At 39.9% G+C, this 20,247-nt stretch carries 22 protein-coding genes; all 22 read left to right on the forward strand.

Annotated features, from left to right (window positions below; all coding sequences use genetic code 11):
- Positions 1–171: 171 nt before the first annotated feature.
- The 22 genes from spoIIIAA (at position 172) to spoIVB (ending at position 20,072) form a co-directional block, all read left to right on the forward strand.
- Positions 172–1,092 (forward strand): stage III sporulation protein AA, encoded by a 921-nt coding sequence (spoIIIAA, locus tag BN6556_RS15230; protein WP_066193022.1) that lies wholly within the window; start codon positions 172–174, stop codon positions 1,090–1,092.
- On the forward strand, positions 1,086–1,601 hold the full coding sequence (gene spoIIIAB, locus BN6556_RS15235) for a stage III sporulation protein SpoIIIAB (RefSeq protein WP_078060115.1): 516 nt from the start codon (positions 1,086–1,088) through the stop codon (positions 1,599–1,601). The genes spoIIIAA and spoIIIAB overlap by 7 nt, the downstream gene beginning before the upstream one ends.
- 14 nt (positions 1,602–1,615) lie before the next feature.
- Positions 1,616–1,822, forward strand: coding sequence for a stage III sporulation protein AC (spoIIIAC, locus tag BN6556_RS15240; RefSeq protein ID WP_066193024.1), 207 nt, complete (start codon positions 1,616–1,618; stop codon positions 1,820–1,822).
- A gap of 6 nt (positions 1,823–1,828) precedes the next feature.
- A complete protein-coding gene (spoIIIAD, locus tag BN6556_RS15245) occupies positions 1,829–2,221 on the forward strand; it encodes a stage III sporulation protein AD (RefSeq protein WP_066196448.1) in 393 nt (130 codons plus the stop codon).
- A 21-nt stretch (positions 2,222–2,242) separates the two neighbouring features.
- The gene (gene spoIIIAE / locus BN6556_RS15250) at positions 2,243–3,403 is read left to right on the forward strand and encodes a stage III sporulation protein AE (protein ID WP_130860191.1); all 1,161 of its coding nucleotides are present in this window, start codon (positions 2,243–2,245) and stop codon (positions 3,401–3,403) included.
- Positions 3,404–3,417: 14 nt separating this feature from the next.
- A complete protein-coding gene (spoIIIAF, locus tag BN6556_RS15255) occupies positions 3,418–4,026 on the forward strand; it encodes a stage III sporulation protein AF (RefSeq protein WP_262361334.1) in 609 nt (202 codons plus the stop codon).
- Position 4,027: 1 nt separating this feature from the next.
- Positions 4,028–4,660: a stage III sporulation protein AG gene (spoIIIAG, locus tag BN6556_RS15260; RefSeq protein ID WP_078060116.1), complete on the forward strand. Its 633-nt coding sequence runs from the start codon at positions 4,028–4,030 to the stop codon at positions 4,658–4,660.
- Positions 4,661–4,673: 13 nt separating this feature from the next.
- Positions 4,674–5,267 carry a SpoIIIAH-like family protein gene (locus BN6556_RS15265; RefSeq protein WP_066193029.1) on the forward strand — a complete coding sequence of 198 codons (594 nt, stop codon included), beginning with the start codon at positions 4,674–4,676 and terminating at the stop codon, positions 5,265–5,267.
- A 298-nt stretch (positions 5,268–5,565) separates the two neighbouring features.
- Positions 5,566–6,063 carry an acetyl-CoA carboxylase biotin carboxyl carrier protein gene (gene accB, locus BN6556_RS15270; protein ID WP_066193030.1) on the forward strand — a complete coding sequence of 166 codons (498 nt, stop codon included), beginning with the start codon at positions 5,566–5,568 and terminating at the stop codon, positions 6,061–6,063.
- A 12-nt stretch (positions 6,064–6,075) separates the two neighbouring features.
- Complete coding sequence (accC, locus tag BN6556_RS15275) at positions 6,076–7,431, forward strand: acetyl-CoA carboxylase biotin carboxylase subunit (protein WP_066193031.1); 1,356 nt, start codon at positions 6,076–6,078, stop codon at positions 7,429–7,431.
- A gap of 23 nt (positions 7,432–7,454) precedes the next feature.
- Positions 7,455–7,850 (forward strand): Asp23/Gls24 family envelope stress response protein, encoded by a 396-nt coding sequence (locus BN6556_RS15280; protein ID WP_066193033.1) that lies wholly within the window; start codon positions 7,455–7,457, stop codon positions 7,848–7,850.
- 603 nt (positions 7,851–8,453) lie between these two features.
- On the forward strand, positions 8,454–8,834 hold the full coding sequence (nusB, locus tag BN6556_RS15285; protein WP_066193034.1) for a transcription antitermination factor NusB: 381 nt from the start codon (positions 8,454–8,456) through the stop codon (positions 8,832–8,834).
- Between the two features lie 12 nt (positions 8,835–8,846).
- Positions 8,847–9,704, forward strand: coding sequence for a bifunctional methylenetetrahydrofolate dehydrogenase/methenyltetrahydrofolate cyclohydrolase FolD (folD, locus tag BN6556_RS15290; RefSeq protein ID WP_066193038.1), 858 nt, complete (start codon positions 8,847–8,849; stop codon positions 9,702–9,704).
- 261 nt (positions 9,705–9,965) lie between these two features.
- A complete protein-coding gene (gene xseA, locus BN6556_RS15295; protein ID WP_066193039.1) occupies positions 9,966–11,327 on the forward strand; it encodes an exodeoxyribonuclease VII large subunit in 1,362 nt (453 codons plus the stop codon).
- Positions 11,311–11,553, forward strand: a complete 243-nt coding sequence (gene xseB / locus BN6556_RS15300) for an exodeoxyribonuclease VII small subunit (protein WP_066193041.1) — start codon at positions 11,311–11,313, stop codon at positions 11,551–11,553. The genes xseA and xseB overlap by 17 nt, the downstream gene beginning before the upstream one ends.
- Positions 11,554–12,438, forward strand: coding sequence for a polyprenyl synthetase family protein (locus BN6556_RS15305; RefSeq protein ID WP_066193043.1), 885 nt, complete (start codon positions 11,554–11,556; stop codon positions 12,436–12,438).
- A gap of 689 nt (positions 12,439–13,127) precedes the next feature.
- Entirely contained in the window at positions 13,128–13,706 is a 579-nt protein-coding gene (locus BN6556_RS15310; protein WP_066193045.1) for a hypothetical protein, read from the forward strand.
- A gap of 31 nt (positions 13,707–13,737) precedes the next feature.
- Positions 13,738–15,636, forward strand: a complete 1,899-nt coding sequence (gene dxs / locus BN6556_RS15315) for a 1-deoxy-D-xylulose-5-phosphate synthase (protein WP_066193047.1) — start codon at positions 13,738–13,740, stop codon at positions 15,634–15,636.
- Positions 15,637–15,642: 6 nt separating this feature from the next.
- Positions 15,643–16,458, forward strand: a complete 816-nt coding sequence (locus BN6556_RS15320; protein ID WP_066193049.1) for a TlyA family RNA methyltransferase — start codon at positions 15,643–15,645, stop codon at positions 16,456–16,458.
- A 27-nt stretch (positions 16,459–16,485) separates the two neighbouring features.
- Positions 16,486–16,935, forward strand: a complete 450-nt coding sequence (ahrC, locus tag BN6556_RS15325) for a transcriptional regulator AhrC/ArgR (protein ID WP_066193051.1) — start codon at positions 16,486–16,488, stop codon at positions 16,933–16,935.
- A gap of 15 nt (positions 16,936–16,950) precedes the next feature.
- Positions 16,951–18,669 carry a DNA repair protein RecN gene (recN, locus tag BN6556_RS15330; RefSeq protein ID WP_066193052.1) on the forward strand — a complete coding sequence of 573 codons (1,719 nt, stop codon included), beginning with the start codon at positions 16,951–16,953 and terminating at the stop codon, positions 18,667–18,669.
- 149 nt (positions 18,670–18,818) lie between these two features.
- A complete protein-coding gene (gene spoIVB, locus BN6556_RS15335) occupies positions 18,819–20,072 on the forward strand; it encodes a SpoIVB peptidase (protein WP_066196454.1) in 1,254 nt (417 codons plus the stop codon).
- Positions 20,073–20,247: the final 175 nt, after the last annotated feature.

The raw sequence follows: 20,247 nt of genomic DNA on the forward strand, positions 1-20,247 counted from the left end.
AAGGACCGGACGGAGTTTGCCCAGTTTTTCTTAATGCAAAAAAATAATAGCTAAAGTTATACAATATCCTACCCCACTCCAATTCCTTTTCTTGATTTCCCACTTTGGTTATATCTAGTATTTCTATGCATAGAATATAAATAGAATAAGAAATGAAATGAGGAATATCTCATGGAAAGTGTATTATCCATCCTTCCCAAACCAATCGCAGCAGCCGTTAAAGCATTTATGAACCAAAATAGCTTTGATATCCAAGAAATCAGGCTCCGAGTCAATCACCCGGTGGAGATGAACGATGGCAAACGAGTCAAGTGGCTGTCGGAAGCCTATTTTAGTCAGGAGGATGCCCGCCTTTTTTTGAATAAGATCAGTGATTTTTCCTTATATCGTTTGGAAGAAGAGTTAAGGCATGGTTATATCACGATTGCAGGCGGTCATCGTATCGGTATAGCTGGTTCTGTCATCGTAGAGAACAAGAAGGTGAAGGCAATCCATTACGTCAGTTCCTTTAATATTCGCATTGCCAGCCCGAAATTTGGTGTGGTCAAGCCTTATATTCCGTATCTAGTTGAAGAGACCGTCTTCAACACCTTGATCATTGGGCCGCCACAAGCTGGCAAAACAACCTTTCTCCGGGATTTTGCCAATTATTGCGCTGCCGCTAATTCTAAACAGGCTTTGAAAACGGCGATTGTAGATGAACGTTCCGAAATCTGTGGTTCGATTAACGGAGTGCCTCAGCATCTGTTTTCCCCGAGAATCGATGTCTTGGATCAATGTCCGAAAGCAGAGGGAATGATGATGCTGATACGATCGATGTCGCCTGAGGTCATTGTTGTGGATGAGATTGGCAGTGCCAAAGATGCGGAGGCCATTGATGAAGTAATTCATGCAGGTGTTCAATTAATCAGTACCGCACACGGCAGATCTTTAGCTGATATAAAGAAACGTCCCGCCATGCAAGCGATCTTAGAAAAGCAGATTTTTCAACGTTTTGTGATCTTATCTAACCTTAATCAAACGGGAGAAGTCGTAGAAATTTGTAATGAACAGGGTCAAGCCTTGTATCAAAAGAATGTGACCATATGTTGAAATTAGTGATTTCATTGAGTATTATCATATGCTTAACTTGGCTTGGCCATGAATATGCCATTCGATTATCTAATCGACCCAGGTATCTCCGGATGTTTAAACATGCCTTACAGATTCTAGAGGCAGAGATTGTGTATAGTCAAGTCACTGTCAAAGAAGCGTTGTTCCATATCGCTCGCCAGACAGAACCGCCAATTAACCGATTGTTTGAACGTATAGCAGACGATATTCAGCCAGATCAAGAAGAGCTATTTCCGATTTGGAAAACCCACCTTATTGAATTCGCTCGTGCACAATCCTTAACCGAGCAAGATGTGGAGGTTCTTAAACAATTCGGCAGGACATTGGGACAGCACGATATCATTCAACAACAAAAATATATTCGTTTAACGATCCAGCATCTGGAACGTAATTTAGACGAAGCCAATCAGTTAAAACAGCGCTATGGTAATATGTCTAGAAGTATTGGTTTTTTAGTAGGTGTTTTTATTGTTTTACTCTTGTTATAGAGAGGAGTTATTCCATGCTTGGAGACACTAGTATCCTCTTTCAAATCGCTGGAATTGGAATTATTGTGGCAATGATTCACACGATCTTAAAGCAAATGGGAAAAGAGGAATATGCACAATTTGTTAGTCTGATTGGTTTTATCATCGTATTGCTGTTTGTATTAAACAGCATATCTGATTTATTCCAGCAGATTAGATCCGTATTCTTTTTAGAAGGATAAATGTCTATGGAAATGTTAGAGATTATCAGTATCGGGGTCGTTGCAACTATTTTGTATCTTTTGCTAAAGGACAAGCAGCCGAGTATTGCTTTTTTAATCGTTATCATCACAGTCATTTATCTGTTTGTGTTTGCCATCCAGTATGTGAAAGAAATCATTGATTTGATTGTATATTTGGGAGAACAGGCGAACATTCATCAAGTTTATATTAAAACGATCTTGCAAATCATTGGTATAGCTTACATTACAGAAGTTGGCGCCAATATTGTGAAGGATGCCGGCTTAGAATCTATCGCCGTAAAAATTGAAATGACAGGAAAGGTAATTATTCTTATTCTGGCCATTCCCATTTTTAAGTCATTGATCGAGACCATTATATCTATATTTCCAGTTGCCTAGTGAGGATGAGTAGAAATGCAAATGATCAGAACTTCTGCATTCATACTAATCATCATGTTGATAGCCCCAACCATGAAGTTGTATGCTGCCGAACCAACGTATTCCTTAGACCCTTATAAGGATATGCTAGAAGAGAGTGAACTAAATGACTATTGGCAATATATAAGTGATGAGTACCAGCAATCATTTCCGCGATTAAGTAAAGAAAACATCTGGCAAGTGGTCAAAGGAGAAAGCAATCTGACTTTAAGAGATTGGGTCAAGGGCTTTCTAAATTACTTGTTATTTGAAATAGTAGAAAACGGTAAGTTATTAGCTACCTTAATGCTATTGACCTTATTTTGCTTGATTTTACAAACCATTCAAAATGCTTTTGAAAATCAACTGGTGAGTCAGGTAGCCTATGCTGTTGTCTATATGATGTTAATTATAATGGCCTTGCGGAGTTTTCAGCTTGCGTCTGATTATGTCCTAGATACGGTAAACATGTCTGCGGATTTTTTGATTGCCTTAATTCCCATGCTGCTCGGTATCTTGGCTTCCTTAGGTAATTTGGTGACCATCTCTTTTTTTCATCCGATTATTATTTTCTTAATTCATACGAGTATTTTTGTTATTTCCAAAATAGTGATTCCCTTTATCTTTTTTTCCGCGATCCTGCAGGTGGTTAGTACGTTGAATAGCGAATATAAAGCGACCAAACTAGCAAATCTTATCAAAAATGTCGCGATTAGTATTATGGGAATTCTATTAACGATTTTTTTAGGGGTTATTTCGGTGCAGGGGGCTGCTAGTGCGATACAGGATGGAATTGCGATGAAGACGGCTAAGTTTGTAACGGGGAATTTTATTCCGGTTATTGGGAGGATTTTCACGGATGCGACGGATACCGTGTTAAGTGCAACCATCTTGATCAAAAACGGAATAGGTATCGTCGGGATTATCGTATTAATTGCGATGGTGATGTTTCCGGCTATCAAGATATTTGTGATTGCCTTGATGTATAAACTAGCTACTGCTATTTTACAACCCATTGGAGAGGGGCCCGTCATTGAATGTCTCGATATTATCGGTAAGCATATTCTATATTTGTTTGCTGCCTTATTATTAGTCACATTTATGTTTTTCTTTACGATTGTGATCTTGATTATTTCAAGTAATATCACCATGATGGTGCGGTAAGGGAGGACAAGCCAATTGAATTTCTAACTAGTTGGATTCTACAAATTATTATTTATATGCTGTTGGCAATGGTTGTTCATTTGTTATTACCCAACTCCCAGTTAAAGCAGTATGCCCGACTTGTGATTGGTTTGCTGCTCATTTTGGTTATCTTACAGCCTTTACTTGCCTTGTTGGATATTGATATTCCAACGATGTCCGACGAGATGATGCAGATAACGGAAGGCTCGGTGGATGAGCAATTAATAGAAAGTCAAGTAGATAAGCAAAAAAGTGAAATAGAAGAGGTACAAACTGCATATATATTAGATGAGATGGTTGTCCAAATGCAATATGTAGCAGAGGAGGAATTAATCGAGACATATGCTTATCAAATGGATGATTTAGATGTTACTTGGAACAATCCACAACAAATAGAAGATTATAAGCCAGAGTATATTCAGGCAACATTAGCCAAACATGAAGACCAAACCTCACCTATTGATGAAGTGAAGATCCAAGTAACAGATCCACCGGAAAAGCCAACTTCAGAACCAGACAACAGTGAAGAGATACAGGCATTTCTGGCTGAAAAGTGGGGAGTAGACCAAGACATGATAACCGTGATATGGAAGGAGGAGTAATGTGCCCAAATGGCTGGAGGGGATTGTTTCCAATATGAAAGGGAATGGCAAGAAACCAACGAAAGTACAATATATTGTGCTGATTGTATTAGGGGCTGTTCTCATTTTAATTATTAGTAACCTGTTTAGTAAAGATGAAGCAGACGAGCCCAATATGGAACCACCAAGTACAATCACTGCCCCGGATGATGAAGAGGCGTGGAAGCAAACACCTGCCTCTAATGCCACCGCTGAGATAGCTGATTTAGAAGCCTCATATGAGGAAGATTTAGGACAGCTATTAGAAAAAATAGAAGGCATTTCTGATGTAGAAGTCATGGTGAACCTAGATGCCACGAAGGAACAAATCTATCAGAAAAACCTTATTATCGGTACACAAGTGACCAATGAAACCGATCAAAACGGTGGAAATAGAAAGATTGATGATGAAACCAGGGAGCAAACGATTGTGATTGTCCGACAAGGGGAGAAGGAGATTCCACTTCTGGTACAAACCAAAAAACCAAATGTCAGAGGAGTATTGGTGGTTGCCAATGGAGTGGACAATCTAGAAGTGAAGAAATGGGTCCATGATGCTGTTTCGAAGGTGTTAGATGTACCGGTACATCGCGTGTCCGTCATGCCGAAAAAATAATAGGGGGATTAAAATGATTAAAAAACAAACGATTTGGTTATTAACGATGTTAAGTCTGATGATTGTATTAAGTGTCTATTACTTGAATGCACCTAGGGATGGGGAAATGGCACTTTTTGATGACCAAGAACAGGATGAATTAACTGGAGAGACAATTAGTTCTGAAGAAGTCGATCAAGTGTTGGATCAGGATGGAGAGCAACAAGGGGACGCAGCAAAAGAAGAGGATGGAACCACTGCAGCGAATTTGGATGAATATTTTGCTTCGGTGCGAACGGAAATAAGTAATCAACGCAGTATGGAAAAAGAACGACTAGAATCGATTGTCGCATCAAGTGAGAGCAGCTCAGATGAAGTAAATCAGGCTTATGAAGCAATGAAAGAAATCGAAATGTTAGATGTTAAAGAAGGAAACTTGGAGGCTCAATTGAAAGCAGTAAGTGGTTATGAAGGGGTACTGGTTCGCAACGTATCTGATAATAATTTAGTAGTTACCGTTCAAGCGGACAATTTAACAGCAGAGGAAGCCAATCAGATTATGCTGGAAGCACAAAATGAATTTGGTGACGTGAAAGTAGATGTCGAGTACCATGGAAATGAAGGATAACAGGACAGATCAGACGATATATTACAAAATCGGGGAAGAGACACTTAGGGCTCTTCTCCGATTTGTGTGTGCTCCATAAAAATGATATAGAGAATTCTCTAGTTCGTCAGATAGTGATGTTGTCCGCTTTTTCACCTGTGGTATCAAGCTACGTTCAATGTTTATTAAGTAAGAGGAACTTCTTAATTTACTGGAGCTAAAAAACAATGGTTGCAGTTTAGAAGAGGATTGCGTAAAATGTTAAAAGAAGATCTTAGTACCTGTTATTAAGTGTATTAAATGATGGAGGAGTGCTAGCATGTTAACAATACATGAAATTAATCAACTAATTGAACAATTAGACCAATCATCTATTGATGAATTTTCTTACGAGAGTAATGGAGAAAAAATTAAACTAAAGAAGAATAAGCAACAGTCCGTACAAACGACTCCGCAAACTGCTGTTACAACAAAAGAAGTTCCACAAGTGGCGCGAGCAGAGGAACTAATGACACAAGAGCTTCAAACAAGTCAGCAAGAAGTAAAGGAAGAGCCACAAGCAACCACAACAGACTATGATCAAGAGATCGTAGCGCCAATGGTTGGAACCTTCTACAGCTCTCCATCACCAGATCAGCCTGTCTATGTTCAGGAAGGTGATAAAGTGAAAGATGATACCATTGTTTGTATTGTAGAGGCCATGAAATTATTCAATGAAATAGAAGCAGATGTAAGTGGAATCATTACTGAAATATTAGTAGAAAATGGTGAGCTGGTGGAATATGGTCAGCCACTATTCCGAATCAAGAAGGCATAAGGGGATGACATTGTGATAAAAAAACTGTTAATTGCTAACCGGGGAGAAATAGCTGTACGAATTATTCGTTCCGCTAAAGAATTGGGGATAGAAACGGTAGCAATTTATTCAGAAGCAGACAGTGAGGCACTCCATGTACAATTAGCTGATGAGGCGTATTGTATTGGGCCGAAATTAAGTACAGACAGCTATTTGAACTTTACCAATATCATGAGTGTTGCTACATTAACGGAAACGGACGCCATTCACCCGGGGTATGGGTTTTTATCGGAGAATGCTGATTTTGCTGAAATATGTGCAGCTTGTAATATTACCTTTGTAGGACCAAGCGCTTATGCCATTCAAAAAATGGGAACGAAAGATGTTGCCAGAGAAACAATGAAAGAAGCAGGAGTTCCTGTAGTACCTGGATCTAATGGTATTATTGCGGATGAAGAAGAGGGAAAGAAAGTTGCTGAGCAAATTGGTTACCCGGTCATTATCAAGGCGACAGCTGGCGGTGGTGGTAAAGGGATTCGAGTAGCACGGACAGAAGAAGAACTGGTCAAAGGGATTCAAGTGACGCAAAATGAAGCGGAAAAATCCTTTGGGAACCCAGGGGTCTATTTAGAAAAATTCATAGAGGATTTCCGACATGTGGAAATACAAGTACTGGCAGATAATCATGGCAATGTGATTCATTTGGGCGAAAGAGATTGTACAATTCAGCGCCGCTTGCAAAAATTGATTGAAGAAACACCATCACCAGCCATCAGCGAATCTATGCGTGAACAAATGGGAGAGGCAGCTGTTAAGGCTGCCAAGGCGGTAGATTACTCTGGGGCTGGAACTATAGAGTTTATCTTTGACCAAAAGGATCAAACCTTTTATTTTATGGAAATGAATACACGCATTCAAGTGGAGCATCCCGTTACTGAAATGGTTACAGGAATTGATTTAATTAAAGAGCAGCTGTATATTGCCGATGATCAAGTATTACGTTGGAAGCAGTCGGATGTTACGTTTAATGGCTGGGCAATGGAATGTCGTATTAATGCGGAAAACCCAGTTAAGGATTTCATGCCTTCCCCTGGAACTATTGACTTGTACTTAGCACCTGGAGGATTTGGTGTGAGAGTCGATTCGGCTGCGTATCCGGGTTATCAAATTCCACCCTACTATGATTCCATGGTAGCCAAGCTGATTACATATGGTTCGACTAGAAAAGAAGCAGTCGATAAGATGAAGCGGGCGCTAGAAGAATTTGTTATTGAAGGGGTCTATACTACTATCCCGTTCCATCGCAGAATGATGGCGCACCCTGTCTTTGTGGAAGGTGATTTTAATACGCAATTTTTGGATAAGTATAGTATAATGGAGGAAGAGTAACCAATAGACAAAGGGGGATCATCATGGCTGAAGATCAATTATTAAGTGTTGGTGAATCAACATTACTAGGCAAAGTAGAGATTGCTCCTGACGTATTAGAGGTTATTGCTGGAATTGCCACCGAAAAGGTTGCTGGTGTAGCGAACATGAGAGGGAATTTTGCTGCTGGTGTAGCAGAACGTTTAGGTAAGAAAACACATGGTAAGGGTATTAAATTAGATTCTACAAAAGAAGTTATTACGATGGATGTCTATATTGACATTCTGTTTGGGTATACGATCCCGACCATAGCATACAAAATACAACAACAGGTGAAACAAGCTATTGAGAACATGACAGCTATTCGGATAGCTGAAGTGAATGTTCATGTTGTTGGTGTGCACACGGTGACAAACGACGAAAAAGAAACAGGATCTTAACATGATATGGATGAATAGATAGAAGCCTTGGACGATACCAAGGTTTCTATTTTTATATGGGTAATTGAATTTGAAAAAATTTTATATTCCCCAGCGGAAGCCAACCACGTAGACGTGTGAGTCGTTCGCAGGCTAAAATCGTGACGTCCAGTCACAACGCCTGCACTTGCACGTCCTGTGCATCGCAGCACGAGCTGAAGATCCACTTGGAAAAGTGTTTTTCTTTTTCAAGTTAGCTGAAGCCATGCGGAAAGCGAAGGTCTTGAGTGGAGTTGTCGTGCACACTTATTCTCTCAAAATGACAACTAAGATGTTTAATATAATCCGTATTATCGGCAGTGTATCTAGTTTGAATAGTAATAAAGGATCGGCTGGAATTTGCCCGATTTTATCCTATAGTTAAGAAAGCAAAAAGGTGTCAGCAATAATGGATTAAACGACTTTAACACCGAAATAGCCGTTCGTGGTTAATTGGTAGAAAGCATATAACCTTCTTTGCAGTGAACGTCTAATATTTTTACTAGTGGGTAGTAGCAATCATGAATAGAACGTGGTATCATTTGGTGAGGAAGAATAGATCGTGATAAGGAGTAGAAGAAGTTCATGAAACGAAGAACAGCACGTGAGAAAGCATTGCAGATATTATTTTCGTTAGACGCAGAAGAATACGATGTCCAAACAACAAAGGAGTATATTCTGGAAGAGGACGAACAAGATCCTTTCTTGCTACAGATTGTGGAAGGTGTTATACAACACCAAGTTGAGATTGATCAAAAAATTAAAAATCATTTAGAAAAATGGACGATAGCGCGAATAGCTGTCGTAGAAAGAACATTACTGCGAATGGCAACGTATGAATTATTTTACTATAAAGATGCGCCAGAGAGTGTTATCATTAATGAGGCAATAGAATTAGCGCACATTTTTGGTGATGAAAAATCGGGCAAGTTTATCAATGGCGTATTATCTAAAATGATGAAATAGGGGGAATCTTTGGTGACTGCAGAAGTGATTTATGGGAAAGAATTAGCTCAATCATTGCGAGATGACATGAAAGAAGAGGTGGAAGCCTTGCGGTTAAAGGGGATCATACCTGGTTTAACCGTTGTTTTGATTGGTGATGACCCTGCCTCCAAATCTTATGTCAAAGGAAAGCAAAAGGCCTCTGACTATGTAGGTGTCGCTTCGGAATTAATTGAACTTCCTTCTTCTACCAGCCAAGAAGAATTATTGACATTAATCGATGAATTAAATAGTAAAACGACAGTGAATGGTATTTTAGTTCAGCTGCCATTACCAGCACATATTGATGAACAAATGATTATTGAAGCTATTTCGCCGGAAAAAGACGTTGACGGCTTTCATCCTGTTAGTATTGGTCGGATGATGACCGGTAAGGATACCTTTTATCCGTGTACACCATACGGGATTATTCAGATGCTGAAATCAAAACAGATTGACATAGAAGGAAAACATGCCGTTATTATTGGTAGAAGTAATATTGTTGGAAAGCCAGTGGGACAATTATTGCTGGGTGAGAATGCAACGGTAACCTACTGTCATTCGCGCACGAAAGATATGGCCAAGTTTATTGCGGATGCTGATATTTTGATCGTAGCGGTAGGTATCGCTCATTTTATCAATGGCGATCATATCAAAGAAGGAGCAGTAGTCATTGATGTAGGTGTCAATCGTGTAGAAGACGGTTCTTTAACTGGTGATGTAGATTTTGAATCAGCTAAGGAAAAGGCTGGTTTTATTACACCAGTACCTAAAGGGGTTGGCCCAATGACAATTACCATGCTGATGCACAACACGATTAAATCAGCAAAAAAAGCAAACGGCTTGTTGTAAAGTGAAACCAGCTTCTGTTCGTTTAGAAAAATGCTTATGAGAAATATGCTGTTATCCTTATCGAACGCAAGGATAATGACGACCGTAACGCTTTATATTGAGGCGTGTCCCAATATCCGAAAAAGACTGAGAACTTTAAGCCAACGCAAAAATTTGGTGTGTTATTTTAGTTGAGCTTTTTGAACATCCTTTCCAAGGTCATTCTCCAAAAGAAATGACCTTCTCTCCCATCGGATAAACTGAATGTAAAGGAATGAGGGCGTGGAAGATCAATATTTATCTGTAACAGCATTAACCAAATATATTAAAAAGAAATTTGATGTGGACGAGCATTTGAATGAGCTTTGGTTAAGAGGGGAAATCTCTAACTTCAAGCATCATTCCCGTGGTCATATGTATATGACCATAAAAGATGATTATGCAAGCATTAGAGCCGTCATGTTTCAAAGACAGAATCATCATTTGAATTTCCAACCGGAAAGCGGCATGACTGTATTGATCAAGGGATTTGTCAGTGTGTTTGAATCACAAGGTCAGTATCAGTTGTACATTCAAGAGATGCAGCCAGATGGTATTGGAGCCTTTTATTTGGCTTATGAACAGTTAAAAGAAAAATTGAGCAAAGAAGGTTTATTCGACAAGATACATAAACAGCCATTACCTAAGTATCCTCAAAATATAGCAGTGATTACTTCTCCTACCGGTGCAGCCATTCGAGATATCTTAACAACATTAGAGAGACGCTATCCGATTGCAAACGTACTGATTATCCCTGTCCTTGTACAAGGAAAACAAGCGCCATCCTCGATCGTGAAAGGGATTCAGCAAGCAAATAGTATACCAGAAATAGATCTTATCATTACAGGACGTGGTGGCGGTTCACTGGAGGAACTGTGGAGTTTTAATGAGGAGGAAGTAGCACGTGCTATTTTTGCTTCTGATCTGCCTGTCGTTTCTGCAGTTGGCCATGAAACGGACGTGACAATCAGTGACATGGTTGCCGATTTACGTGCGCCTACTCCAACGGCAGCTGCCGAACTGACCGTACCATCACAGCTGGATTTAATGGAGAAGATCAAGCAATCAGAGCAAACGATGCTGCAGTATATACGCAACAAACTGCAACTATTGCAAGATAAGGTAAAGTCGATCAATAATTCGTATGTATTTAAATATCCAGAGCGTCTAGTGTTGGAAAAGGAGCAGCGTTTGATTGATCAGACAGACAGACTGTCGAAACAATTGGAGAGAGTCGTTCAACGTAAACAAGAACATTTACAATTTGTTGATACCCGTTATGAACGTCTAGATCCATTGAGACAGCTATCTAAACAGCAGGAGCAGATAGAGGAAAAGTATAACAGGCTGCAACGGATTACCAAGCAGCAATTTGAACAGAAACGGAACCAGTTCTCCAATACATTGATGCAGTTAGATTTACTTAACCCGGTTCACATTATGAGAAGGGGTTATTCTGTAACCTATAATCAAGAACAGCAAATCATTAAGAGCGTAGAACAAGTGCAGCCAGAAGAGGGAGTTACGATACAATTACACGACGGAGAACTGGACGCGACGATTATTGAAACGAGAAAGGGAGATTCAAGTGACGGAATCGAATGAGCAATTATCTTTTGAGGAAGCCTTAGAAAAGTTAGAAGCTATTGTCCATAAGATGGAAGAAGGAGAAGTACCTTTAGAACAGGCGATGGCTTACTACACGGAAGGAGCCAAACTGTCAAAGATATGTCATGATAAATTGGCTAGTGCAGAAAAACAAATGAAGGAATTACTCACGGAGGATAACGATCGTAAACCTTTTACCATTGAGGGACAGGAGGAAGAATAGTTGAATTCGTCCATTGAAGAATTATTAACATCCGAACAACAGCTTATAACGGAAGCCATTACAAGCAAAATTGAGTCATTACCTATTCCAAAGCGGTTAAAAGATTCTGTCCTATATTCCGTACAGGCAGGAGGAAAACGCATTCGCCCGATATTGATGAAGTGGACTGTTGCTGCACTCGGCGGAAATATTGCTCGAGTGTATCCAGCTGCTGTTGCCTTAGAAATGATTCACACCTATTCTTTGATTCATGATGATCTGCCATCCATGGATGATGATAAGTTTCGGCGCGGGCAGCTTACCAATCATAAGAAATTCGATGAAGCCACTGCCATTTTAGCAGGTGATGGTTTATTAACAAATAGTTTTTTTATGGTGAGTAATTCTGATCAATATACCCCTAAGGAAAAAAGTTATCTTATTAGCCTGCTTGCAGAAGCAAGCGGATTAACAGGAATGGTAGCAGGACAATATTTGGATATGCAGGCAGAAAACCAGGAAATCACCATCGATGAATTGGAAGAGATTCACCGTCTAAAAACGGGTGGTCTTATTTCATTTGCGATAGAAACGGGCGGTTTCATAGCGGGTGTAACGAATCAACAACAGTTGCTTTTAAAAGACCTCGGTGATTGCTTAGGGCTTATCTTTCAAATCCAAGATGATATTCTGGATGTGGAAGGTGATCAGGCCTTACTTGGCAAACAAGTAGGAAGTGACGTGAGTAACGAAAAAAGCACCTATACGAGTATATTAGGCGTTGATGGAGCCAAACAGCATAAAGAACGTTATGTCCAAAAAATGAAGGGTATTTTAAGCCAGCTTCATTTAACAGACTCTGACCTAGCCCAACTTTGTCATTATATAAGCGAACGTAATCAGTAATGATTGAGGAAAGAGTGATAACATGTTATACTATAATTAATGGCGTGGAGTGGTGCAGTATTCTAGTCGATCCGACGTTTCTGAAGGCGAGCCTAAAAATTCGCCAAAGGGCACATCGATGAAGTTCCTTGTGCTGGCTTGAGCCGCCCAGGCTTGGGTTGGTGCTGGGAGTTAAGGTTGAAGGGCGATCCACAAAGGCATGTGGGCGACGACCCTCCTTCCGCGGAGGCCCATCTCTGTATTTCTTGTTTAGCCAAACAAGGAGTATGGACTGGGGTATGAACCTACGGAGCAAGGATATGGGATATGCTTGTTCGTAGCGTAGCCTGCCTTGAGTGGTACGAAGGGGATTACAGGTAAGAAGATGCCTTGTATTAGGTGGCCACTAATATGAAGTGCTTTTTGTATGAAATTCGTACTGCAAAAGAGGCTAGGGGGCGTTTAAAGATTGCCGAGGAAATCTCCTAGACTGTTCCAATCGGACATTTAAAAGGGATTATAGTGCGGACTGAGTGGTAATCCAGTCGAGCTGATGGTGACATCGCTAAGGCAGGTTTAAAGGGGAACCGCCAGAGTGGCAACACTCGGTACCTGTCTGGGAAAACCTACTGGACCTATGCCGCAGTTTTAACTTTTTAAATGACCATTCCACCTTACATAGAGTATAATAATGAACGAGGTTTACACATATGAACAAAAAACAACTAAAAAAATCAATGAAATTTAGTTTTAGTATTGCCGTTATCACGTTTGTGTTAGCGGCTATTTTTTCAGTAGTCTCTTCTTCTATTCTGGGCGGAGTTATGTCCATTGTTGGGTTGCTGATTGTCTTTCTAATCGTCTTAATTGGCGTTATTTTCGATACACTGGGGATAGCGGCAACAGCAGCTGATGAAGTACCATTCCATGCGATGGCTGCAGAACGAGTTACTGGTTCGAAACATGCCATTTTGATTGTACGGAATGCGGACCGATTTGCAAGCTTTTGTAATGATGTTATTGGCGATATTTCTGGTATAATAAGTGGTACGGCTTCAGCAATTGTTGTCTTACAGATAGCCAATGGTTTCGGACATGGGGAAGGTTCTATTTACTACATCATCATTAACGTGACCCTAACCAGTCTTGTTGCGGCTTTAACCGTTGGTGGAAAGGCGATGGGGAAGTTTCTAGCGATTACCTCTTCTACAAAAATCATCTTTTTTGTAGGGAAAATCATTGCATTTCTTGAAGAAAAACTTAAAATAAAAGTATTATCAAAATCGTAATTAATAAGAAAAAGATAGGGAGGATTCCTTTATGGATCTTACCAAGATAAAAAATCCAGCTTTTTTAAAAAAATTATCTACCGAAGAATTAGAAGTGTTGGCAGCTGAAATTCGCCAGTTTTTAATTCGGAAATTGTCTGTTACAGGTGGCCATTTAGGTGCTAATTTAGGTGTGGTGGAGTTAACATTAGCCTTACACAAGCATTTTAGCAGCCCAACAGACAAGCTATTATTTGATGTAGGCCACCAATCCTATATTCACAAAATTTTAACGGGAAGAACAGATCGTTTTGATACACTAAGACAATATAAAGGGTTATGCGGTTTTCCAAAAATGGTCGAGAGTGAACACGATGTGTGGGAAGCGGGTCATAGTTCTACTTCGTTATCAGCTGCGATGGGAATGGCGATAGCTAGGGATATGAAGCAAGAAGATTATTCCGTTGTTCCGATCATTGGTGATGGTGCTTTGACAGGCGGCATGGCGCTAGAGGCCTTAAACCATATTGGGCATGAGAAGAAAAATTTAACCGTCATTCTAAATGATAATGAAATGTCGATAGCAGGTAATGTAGGGGCACTGCACAATGCCTTAGGCAGGATGAGAAGTGCAGGGAAATATAACCGTGTCAAAGATGAACTGGAATTACTGTTGAAAAAAATTCCGGCTGTTGGGGGGAAAATAGCTCAAACGGCGGAACGAGTAAAAGATAGCATGAAATATTTCATGGTTCCAGGCATGTTATTTGAAGAATTCGGTTTTACGTACTTTGGTCCAGTAGATGGACATGATTTTAAAGATTTAGAAGAGCACATTACGTATGCCAAAAAAACGAAAGGTCCTGTGTTGGTTCACGTAATTACCCAAAAAGGGAAAGGTTATCAGCCAGCAGAAACGGATCAAAAAGATAAATGGCATGGCGTAGGTCCTTATAAGATTGAATCCGGAGAAAAAATCAAGCCTGCGGATGCCGCTCCTGCCTGGAGTCAAGTCGTTAGTGATACGTTGGAACGGGAAGTATCCCGAGAGGATCGCTTAGCGGTCATTACCCCGGCGATGATTTTGGGTTCTAAATTAGACAAGTTTCAAGAGCACTATCCAGACCGTTTACATGATGTCGGCATTGCCGAACAACATGCTGTGACACTGTCTGCAGGTATGGCTACACAAGGAATGAAGCCGTTTCTGGCTATTTATTCCACTTTCTTGCAGCGGGCATATGATCAATTAGTTCATGATGTTTGCCGACAAAATCTTAATGTGGCATTTGGAATCGATCGAGCTGGTTTAGTAGGGGCAGACGGTGAAACTCACCAAGGGGTGTTTGATATTGCCTTTTTACGACATTTGCCGAACATGACAATTATGATGCCAAAAGATGAAAATGAATGTCAGCATATGGTGCATACTGCCTTAACTTATGATGATGGCCCAATAGCCTTGCGTTTTCCAAGAGGAAATGGTTTAGGTGTAGAGATGGATGCAGATTTACACCCGTTGCCGATTGGAAAATGGGAAGTCCTTAAAGAAGGAACAGATGGTGTGATTCTGACTTTTGGTACAACGATTGAAATGGCCTTGGAAGCCAGTCAAATGTTAAAAAAACAAGGATTAAATATCGAGGTAGTCAATGCTAGGTTTATTAAGCCGTTGGACGAAGCTTTATTACATGATCGTATGAACAAGCATATACCGATTGTAACGGTCGAAGAAGCCGTGCTGAAAGGCGGCTTTGGCAGTTCAGTTTTAGAATTTGCTGAAGAACATGGATATAAACCACAAATCAAACGTATGGGTCTGCCTGATCGATATATTGAACATGGTAATGTTAAGGAGCTTCTGGCAGAGGTACAGTTAACCAAAGAGCAGCTCGTACTCGAAATGAAAGCACTGTTAACAGCGAGTAATGATAAGCAAAAAAGGGCATGATAAAAGATGGGTAAAAAACGATTAGATCAACTGATAATGGATAGAAATTTGATTGATTCAAGAGAAAAAGCCAAAAGAACTATCATGGCCGGTCTTGTTTTTTCAGAAGGGTTATGCCTAGATAAACCTGGTACAAAAGTGCCTGAAGATATTCCTCTTGAAATAAAAGGAAAGGCGATTCCATATGTTGGCCGTGGGGGATTGAAACTAAAACAAGCGATCGATTTTTTTGGTTTAGATTTATTAGGTCAGGTGATGATAGATGTCGGTTCCTCAACAGGTGGTTTTACGGATTGCGCATTACAGCATGGTGTGACACTTAGCTATGCTGTTGACGTTGGCTATAATCAATTAGATTGGAAATTACGCAATGATCCTCGTGTCGTAGTTATGGAAAGAACTAATTTTCGTTACGTCACACCGGATATGCTTACAAAGGACCAACCAAATTTTGCAACGGTTGATGTGTCCTTTATTTCCTTACGTTTGATCTTGCCACCTCTTTATCAGTTATTAGCAAAACAAAGCAAAGTGGTTATTTTAATAAAACCGCAATTTGAAGCTGGTCGGGATCAGGTTGGTAAGAAAGGCATCGTTAGAGACCCCAAAATTCACCAACAAGTGGTTGAGGAGACGCTAGGATTCGCTCAAGAGCTAGGGTTTCACATTTCGGGTCTTACCTTTTCGCCAATTACTGGTGGAGACGGTAATATTGAATACTTAGCGCTATTGGAAAAATCGACAGCACGTGTCGAGCAGAACCCGCTGCCGTTGCTTATCAAACAAGTAGTAGCAGACTCCCATCAAGCCTTAAAACAATAGCAAAAAAGCAAAGTTGGAGGAACTGGAATGAATAAAGCGCAACGTCAAATTAAGATTCGTGAAATTATTTCTGAACAAGAAATTGAAACCCAGGATGATCTAGTAGCGGCATTACAGAACCAAGGCTATGGAATAACACAGGCAACGATTTCACGCGATATCAAAGAGTTACATTTAGTGAAAGTTCCCGGGACAGATGGTAATTATAAATACAGCTTACCAGCAGATCAAAAGTTTAATCCCTTAAACAAGCTAAAGCGATTTATTATGGACGCTTTTATCAGCATTGATACGGTGACTCATTTTATTGTAATGAAGACCTTACCGGGTAATGCACAGGCAATGGGGGCGTTAATTGATAACTTAGGATGGGAAGAGATTGTTGGTTCTATTTGTGGCGACGATACCATCCTGATCATTTGTAAAACAACAGATGAGGCAATGGCATTAAAAGATAAATTCTTAGAGATGTTATAAAAGGTGTGGAAGCAGATGTTAACGGAATTATCAATCCGAAATTTTGCGATTATCGATGAATTATCTATTTCATTTAATAAAGGTCTAACCGTGTTAACCGGTGAAACAGGTGCTGGAAAGTCCATTGTTATTGATGCATTAGGGCTGTTAATTGGCGGTAGAGGTTCCGTAGAGTATGTCCGTCATGGTGAGAAAAAAGCGGAAATCGAAGGATTGTTTATCGTGGAAGATAACGATCATCCTGTATACCGCATGACCAAAGACTTTGGCTTTGAAATCAAAGAAGATCAGATGTTGGTCTTACATCGAACGATTTCTCATACTGGCAAAAGCATCTGTCGGATTAATGGGAAATTAACCACCTTAGCAATTCTAAAGGAAATCGGCCAATCTATCCTTGATATTCACAGTCAGCACGAAACGCAATCTTTACTTAATCAAGAGAAGCATATCGAATTGCTTGATCAATTTTTGCAAGCAGATCACCCCGCCTTTAAACAAGATTATCGACGTTTTTTTCAACAATGGAAAGACTTAAAGGCGAAATATGAAGCTAATAATAAGAACGAACGTGAATTGGCACAAAGAATCGATCTGTTAGAGTTTCAACTGAGAGAAATTCAAAATGCAGAGCTACAACCAAATGAAGATGAATCTCTAAGTGAAGAACGAAATCATCTTCATCACTTTGAACAGACACATCAAGCATTGAATGAGGCCTACAATGCACTGCATGGTGAACAAAGAGGGCTGGATTGGCTGTCACAAGCTTCCAATAACCTGGAAACGGCTGGTGAACATCATCAAGATATTCAAAAGCTACATCAAACGTATGTTGACCATTATTTTATGATTGAGGAATTGTCCTACCAAATCCGTCAATTTGTTGATTCGATGGATTATGATCCAGCCCGATTGGAATTGATTGAATCCAGACTCCATGAAATTGATCAGTTAAAGCGTAAATATGGACCAACTGTAGAAGAGATAATGACCTATAGTGCCAAAGTTGAAGAGGAACTGGAAGAAATTAGGAATCGCGATCAACATCTCGCCAACCTGTCAGAAACACTGCAAGAGCTAGCCAGTGATCTGTTAATAGAGGCAAAAGAATTGCATGAGATAAGAAAAAAAGCAGCTTCTACACTAGAAGCTGCAGTGTTAGCAGAATTAAGGGATCTTTATTTAGAAAAGACGACCTTTCAAGTAGATTTATCGATCCCTACACGAGAAAATGGGTTGTTTTTTGAAGGGAAGCACATTCAGCCACATCATAATGGCTTTGATCAAGTTCATTTTCTGATCTCCACTAACCCCGGTGAGCCTGTTAAAGAATTAGCAAAGATTGCCTCAGGCGGTGAAATGTCCAGGATTATGCTTGCTTTAAAGAATATTTTTTCAAAGCATCAAGGGATTACCAGTGTGATTTTTGACGAGGTTGATACCGGTGTGAGTGGCAGGGTAGCACAAGCAATGGCTGAGAAGATTTACAATATTTCAAAAGGATCACAGGTTTTATGTATTACCCATTTACCGCAAGTCGCTTCTATCGCTGATACCCACATAAAAATTGAAAAACTTGTTGAGGATAATCGGACCCATACGACGGTTCAGACCTTAACTTTTGAGCAGCGAATCGAGGAAATTGGCAAAATGGTTACTGGAAATGAATTAACAGAAGCCTCTAAGACTCATGCCAAAGAATTGATTGAAATGAACCAACAAGCAAAATAACCTTCCTAAGCTTACTTTTTCCAAGGTGGAAATCTTCACCCGTTTTTGTTATGTTTAACGGGTTTAAAAAGCCCTCTTTACGGTCAAATTAAAGATACAGATTAATTATCTGGACCAACAAGGAGGGCGATTATGTGAAGAGAGGTTTCATGAGGAAAAGTACAGGATTAATACTCCTTGTCCTATTAATGGTACTCCCATGGTACACACCATTTCAGATATACCTTTCCATTCCCACGCATATTAAAACTTTTGCACAGTCAGAGATCATCAATCCAGATGAAACTGTTCAGGCTTCAGCAGAACAGAGAGTTCAATATGCCACGGATTTAATGGAGAATCAGATACAGGAGAGCGGGGAGCAAGAAATAGTCTATACCTTGAACAATATTCCTGTAAAAAAAGTAAATGTAGAAGCGTATGATGATTTTAAGGTGATTCCGGGAGGACATTCTGTTGGGATTAATCTGCAAACACAGGGGGTTTTGGTGGTTGGCCATCATTTAGTAACGACTAAAGAAGGAACCACATCCCCTGGAGAAGAAGCAGATATTCAAGTAGGGGACAATATAATTTCAATCGATGATAAAGAAATTGCAAGTATGCAGGAAGTGCAACCAATGGTTAAACAAGCAGGAGAAGAACAACAAACATTAGATGTTACTCTAAAACGAAATGACAAAGTGATGGAGACCGAATTAAAACCAACGTATGATGTAAAAGCAGAAGAATATCGGATAGGTATTTATATTCGAGATTCAGCCGCTGGAATTGGCACGATGACCTTTTATGATCCTCAATCCAAAAAGTACGGTGCTTTAGGGCACATTATTTCCGATATGGATACAAGAAAGCCAGTAGAGATAAATAATGGATCCATTGTTCGTTCCGAGATCACGGATATCAAAAAAGGAGAACATGGTGTACCTGGAGAAAAACAAGCGGATTTTATCTTGAAGGATTCCAATTTAGGTAATATTACAAAGAATTCGCCTTTTGGCATCTTCGGTACTTTAAATCAATCTCCGGTTGAGGGAGAATGGTCGAAGCCAATGTCGATTGCGCTCCCTAATGAGGTAGAAGAAGGGCCGGCCAAGATTCTAACCGTTATCGAAGGCGAGAAGATTGAAGCATTTGATGTGGAGATTGTCAATACACTTGATCAATCAGCGCCGGCTACTAAAGGGTTGATATTACAAATCACGGATAAGCGATTATTGGATTCAACAGGTGGTATTGTTCAAGGGATGAGTGGAAGTCCTATTATTCAAAATAATAAAATCATCGGTGCTGTTACGCATGTTTTCGTGAATGATCCAACCAGTGGTTACGGGGTACACATTGAGTGGATGCTGAGCGAAGCGGGTATCGATATCTATAAACAGGATAAGAAGGCAAGCTAAGCCTAATAAAGTCCGTTTCCATTAATAGCTGGAAGCGGGCTTTATTAGGTTTTGTTACAAGTAAGCATCATAATCATATCACAAGCTGTATGAACGTCCGTAAGCGATCAATAACCAAGTATCTATAAATGCAGCATCACCTCCTATACACTTATGGTAAGACAAAGATACAGGA

The sequence above is a fragment of the Gracilibacillus timonensis genome, assembly GCF_900086715.1.
Lineage (GTDB): Bacteria > Bacillota > Bacilli > Bacillales > Amphibacillaceae > Gracilibacillus > Gracilibacillus timonensis.

What these genes read in the sequence shown, in the direction of transcription:
- spoIIIAA (WP_066193022.1), top strand. Translation starts at nt 172, where the DNA reads ATGGAAAGTGTATTATCCATCCTTCCCAAACCAATCGCAGCAGCCGTT.
- spoIIIAB (WP_078060115.1), top strand. Translation starts at nt 1,086, where the DNA reads ATGTTGAAATTAGTGATTTCATTGAGTATTATCATATGCTTAACTTGG.
- spoIIIAC (WP_066193024.1), top strand. Translation starts at nt 1,616, where the DNA reads ATGCTTGGAGACACTAGTATCCTCTTTCAAATCGCTGGAATTGGAATT.
- spoIIIAD (WP_066196448.1), top strand. Translation starts at nt 1,829, where the DNA reads ATGGAAATGTTAGAGATTATCAGTATCGGGGTCGTTGCAACTATTTTG.
- spoIIIAE (WP_130860191.1), top strand. Translation starts at nt 2,243, where the DNA reads ATGATCAGAACTTCTGCATTCATACTAATCATCATGTTGATAGCCCCA.
- BN6556_RS15265 (WP_066193029.1), top strand. Translation starts at nt 4,674, where the DNA reads ATGATTAAAAAACAAACGATTTGGTTATTAACGATGTTAAGTCTGATG.
- accB (WP_066193030.1), top strand. Translation starts at nt 5,566, where the DNA reads ATGTTAACAATACATGAAATTAATCAACTAATTGAACAATTAGACCAA.
- BN6556_RS15280 (WP_066193033.1), top strand. Translation starts at nt 7,455, where the DNA reads ATGGCTGAAGATCAATTATTAAGTGTTGGTGAATCAACATTACTAGGC.
- nusB (WP_066193034.1), top strand. Translation starts at nt 8,454, where the DNA reads ATGAAACGAAGAACAGCACGTGAGAAAGCATTGCAGATATTATTTTCG.
- BN6556_RS15310 (WP_066193045.1), top strand. Translation starts at nt 13,128, where the DNA reads ATGAACAAAAAACAACTAAAAAAATCAATGAAATTTAGTTTTAGTATT.
- dxs (WP_066193047.1), top strand. Translation starts at nt 13,738, where the DNA reads ATGGATCTTACCAAGATAAAAAATCCAGCTTTTTTAAAAAAATTATCT.
- BN6556_RS15320 (WP_066193049.1), top strand. Translation starts at nt 15,643, where the DNA reads ATGGGTAAAAAACGATTAGATCAACTGATAATGGATAGAAATTTGATT.
- ahrC (WP_066193051.1), top strand. Translation starts at nt 16,486, where the DNA reads ATGAATAAAGCGCAACGTCAAATTAAGATTCGTGAAATTATTTCTGAA.
- recN (WP_066193052.1), top strand. Translation starts at nt 16,951, where the DNA reads ATGTTAACGGAATTATCAATCCGAAATTTTGCGATTATCGATGAATTA.
- spoIVB (WP_066196454.1), top strand. Translation starts at nt 18,819, where the DNA reads ATGAGGAAAAGTACAGGATTAATACTCCTTGTCCTATTAATGGTACTC.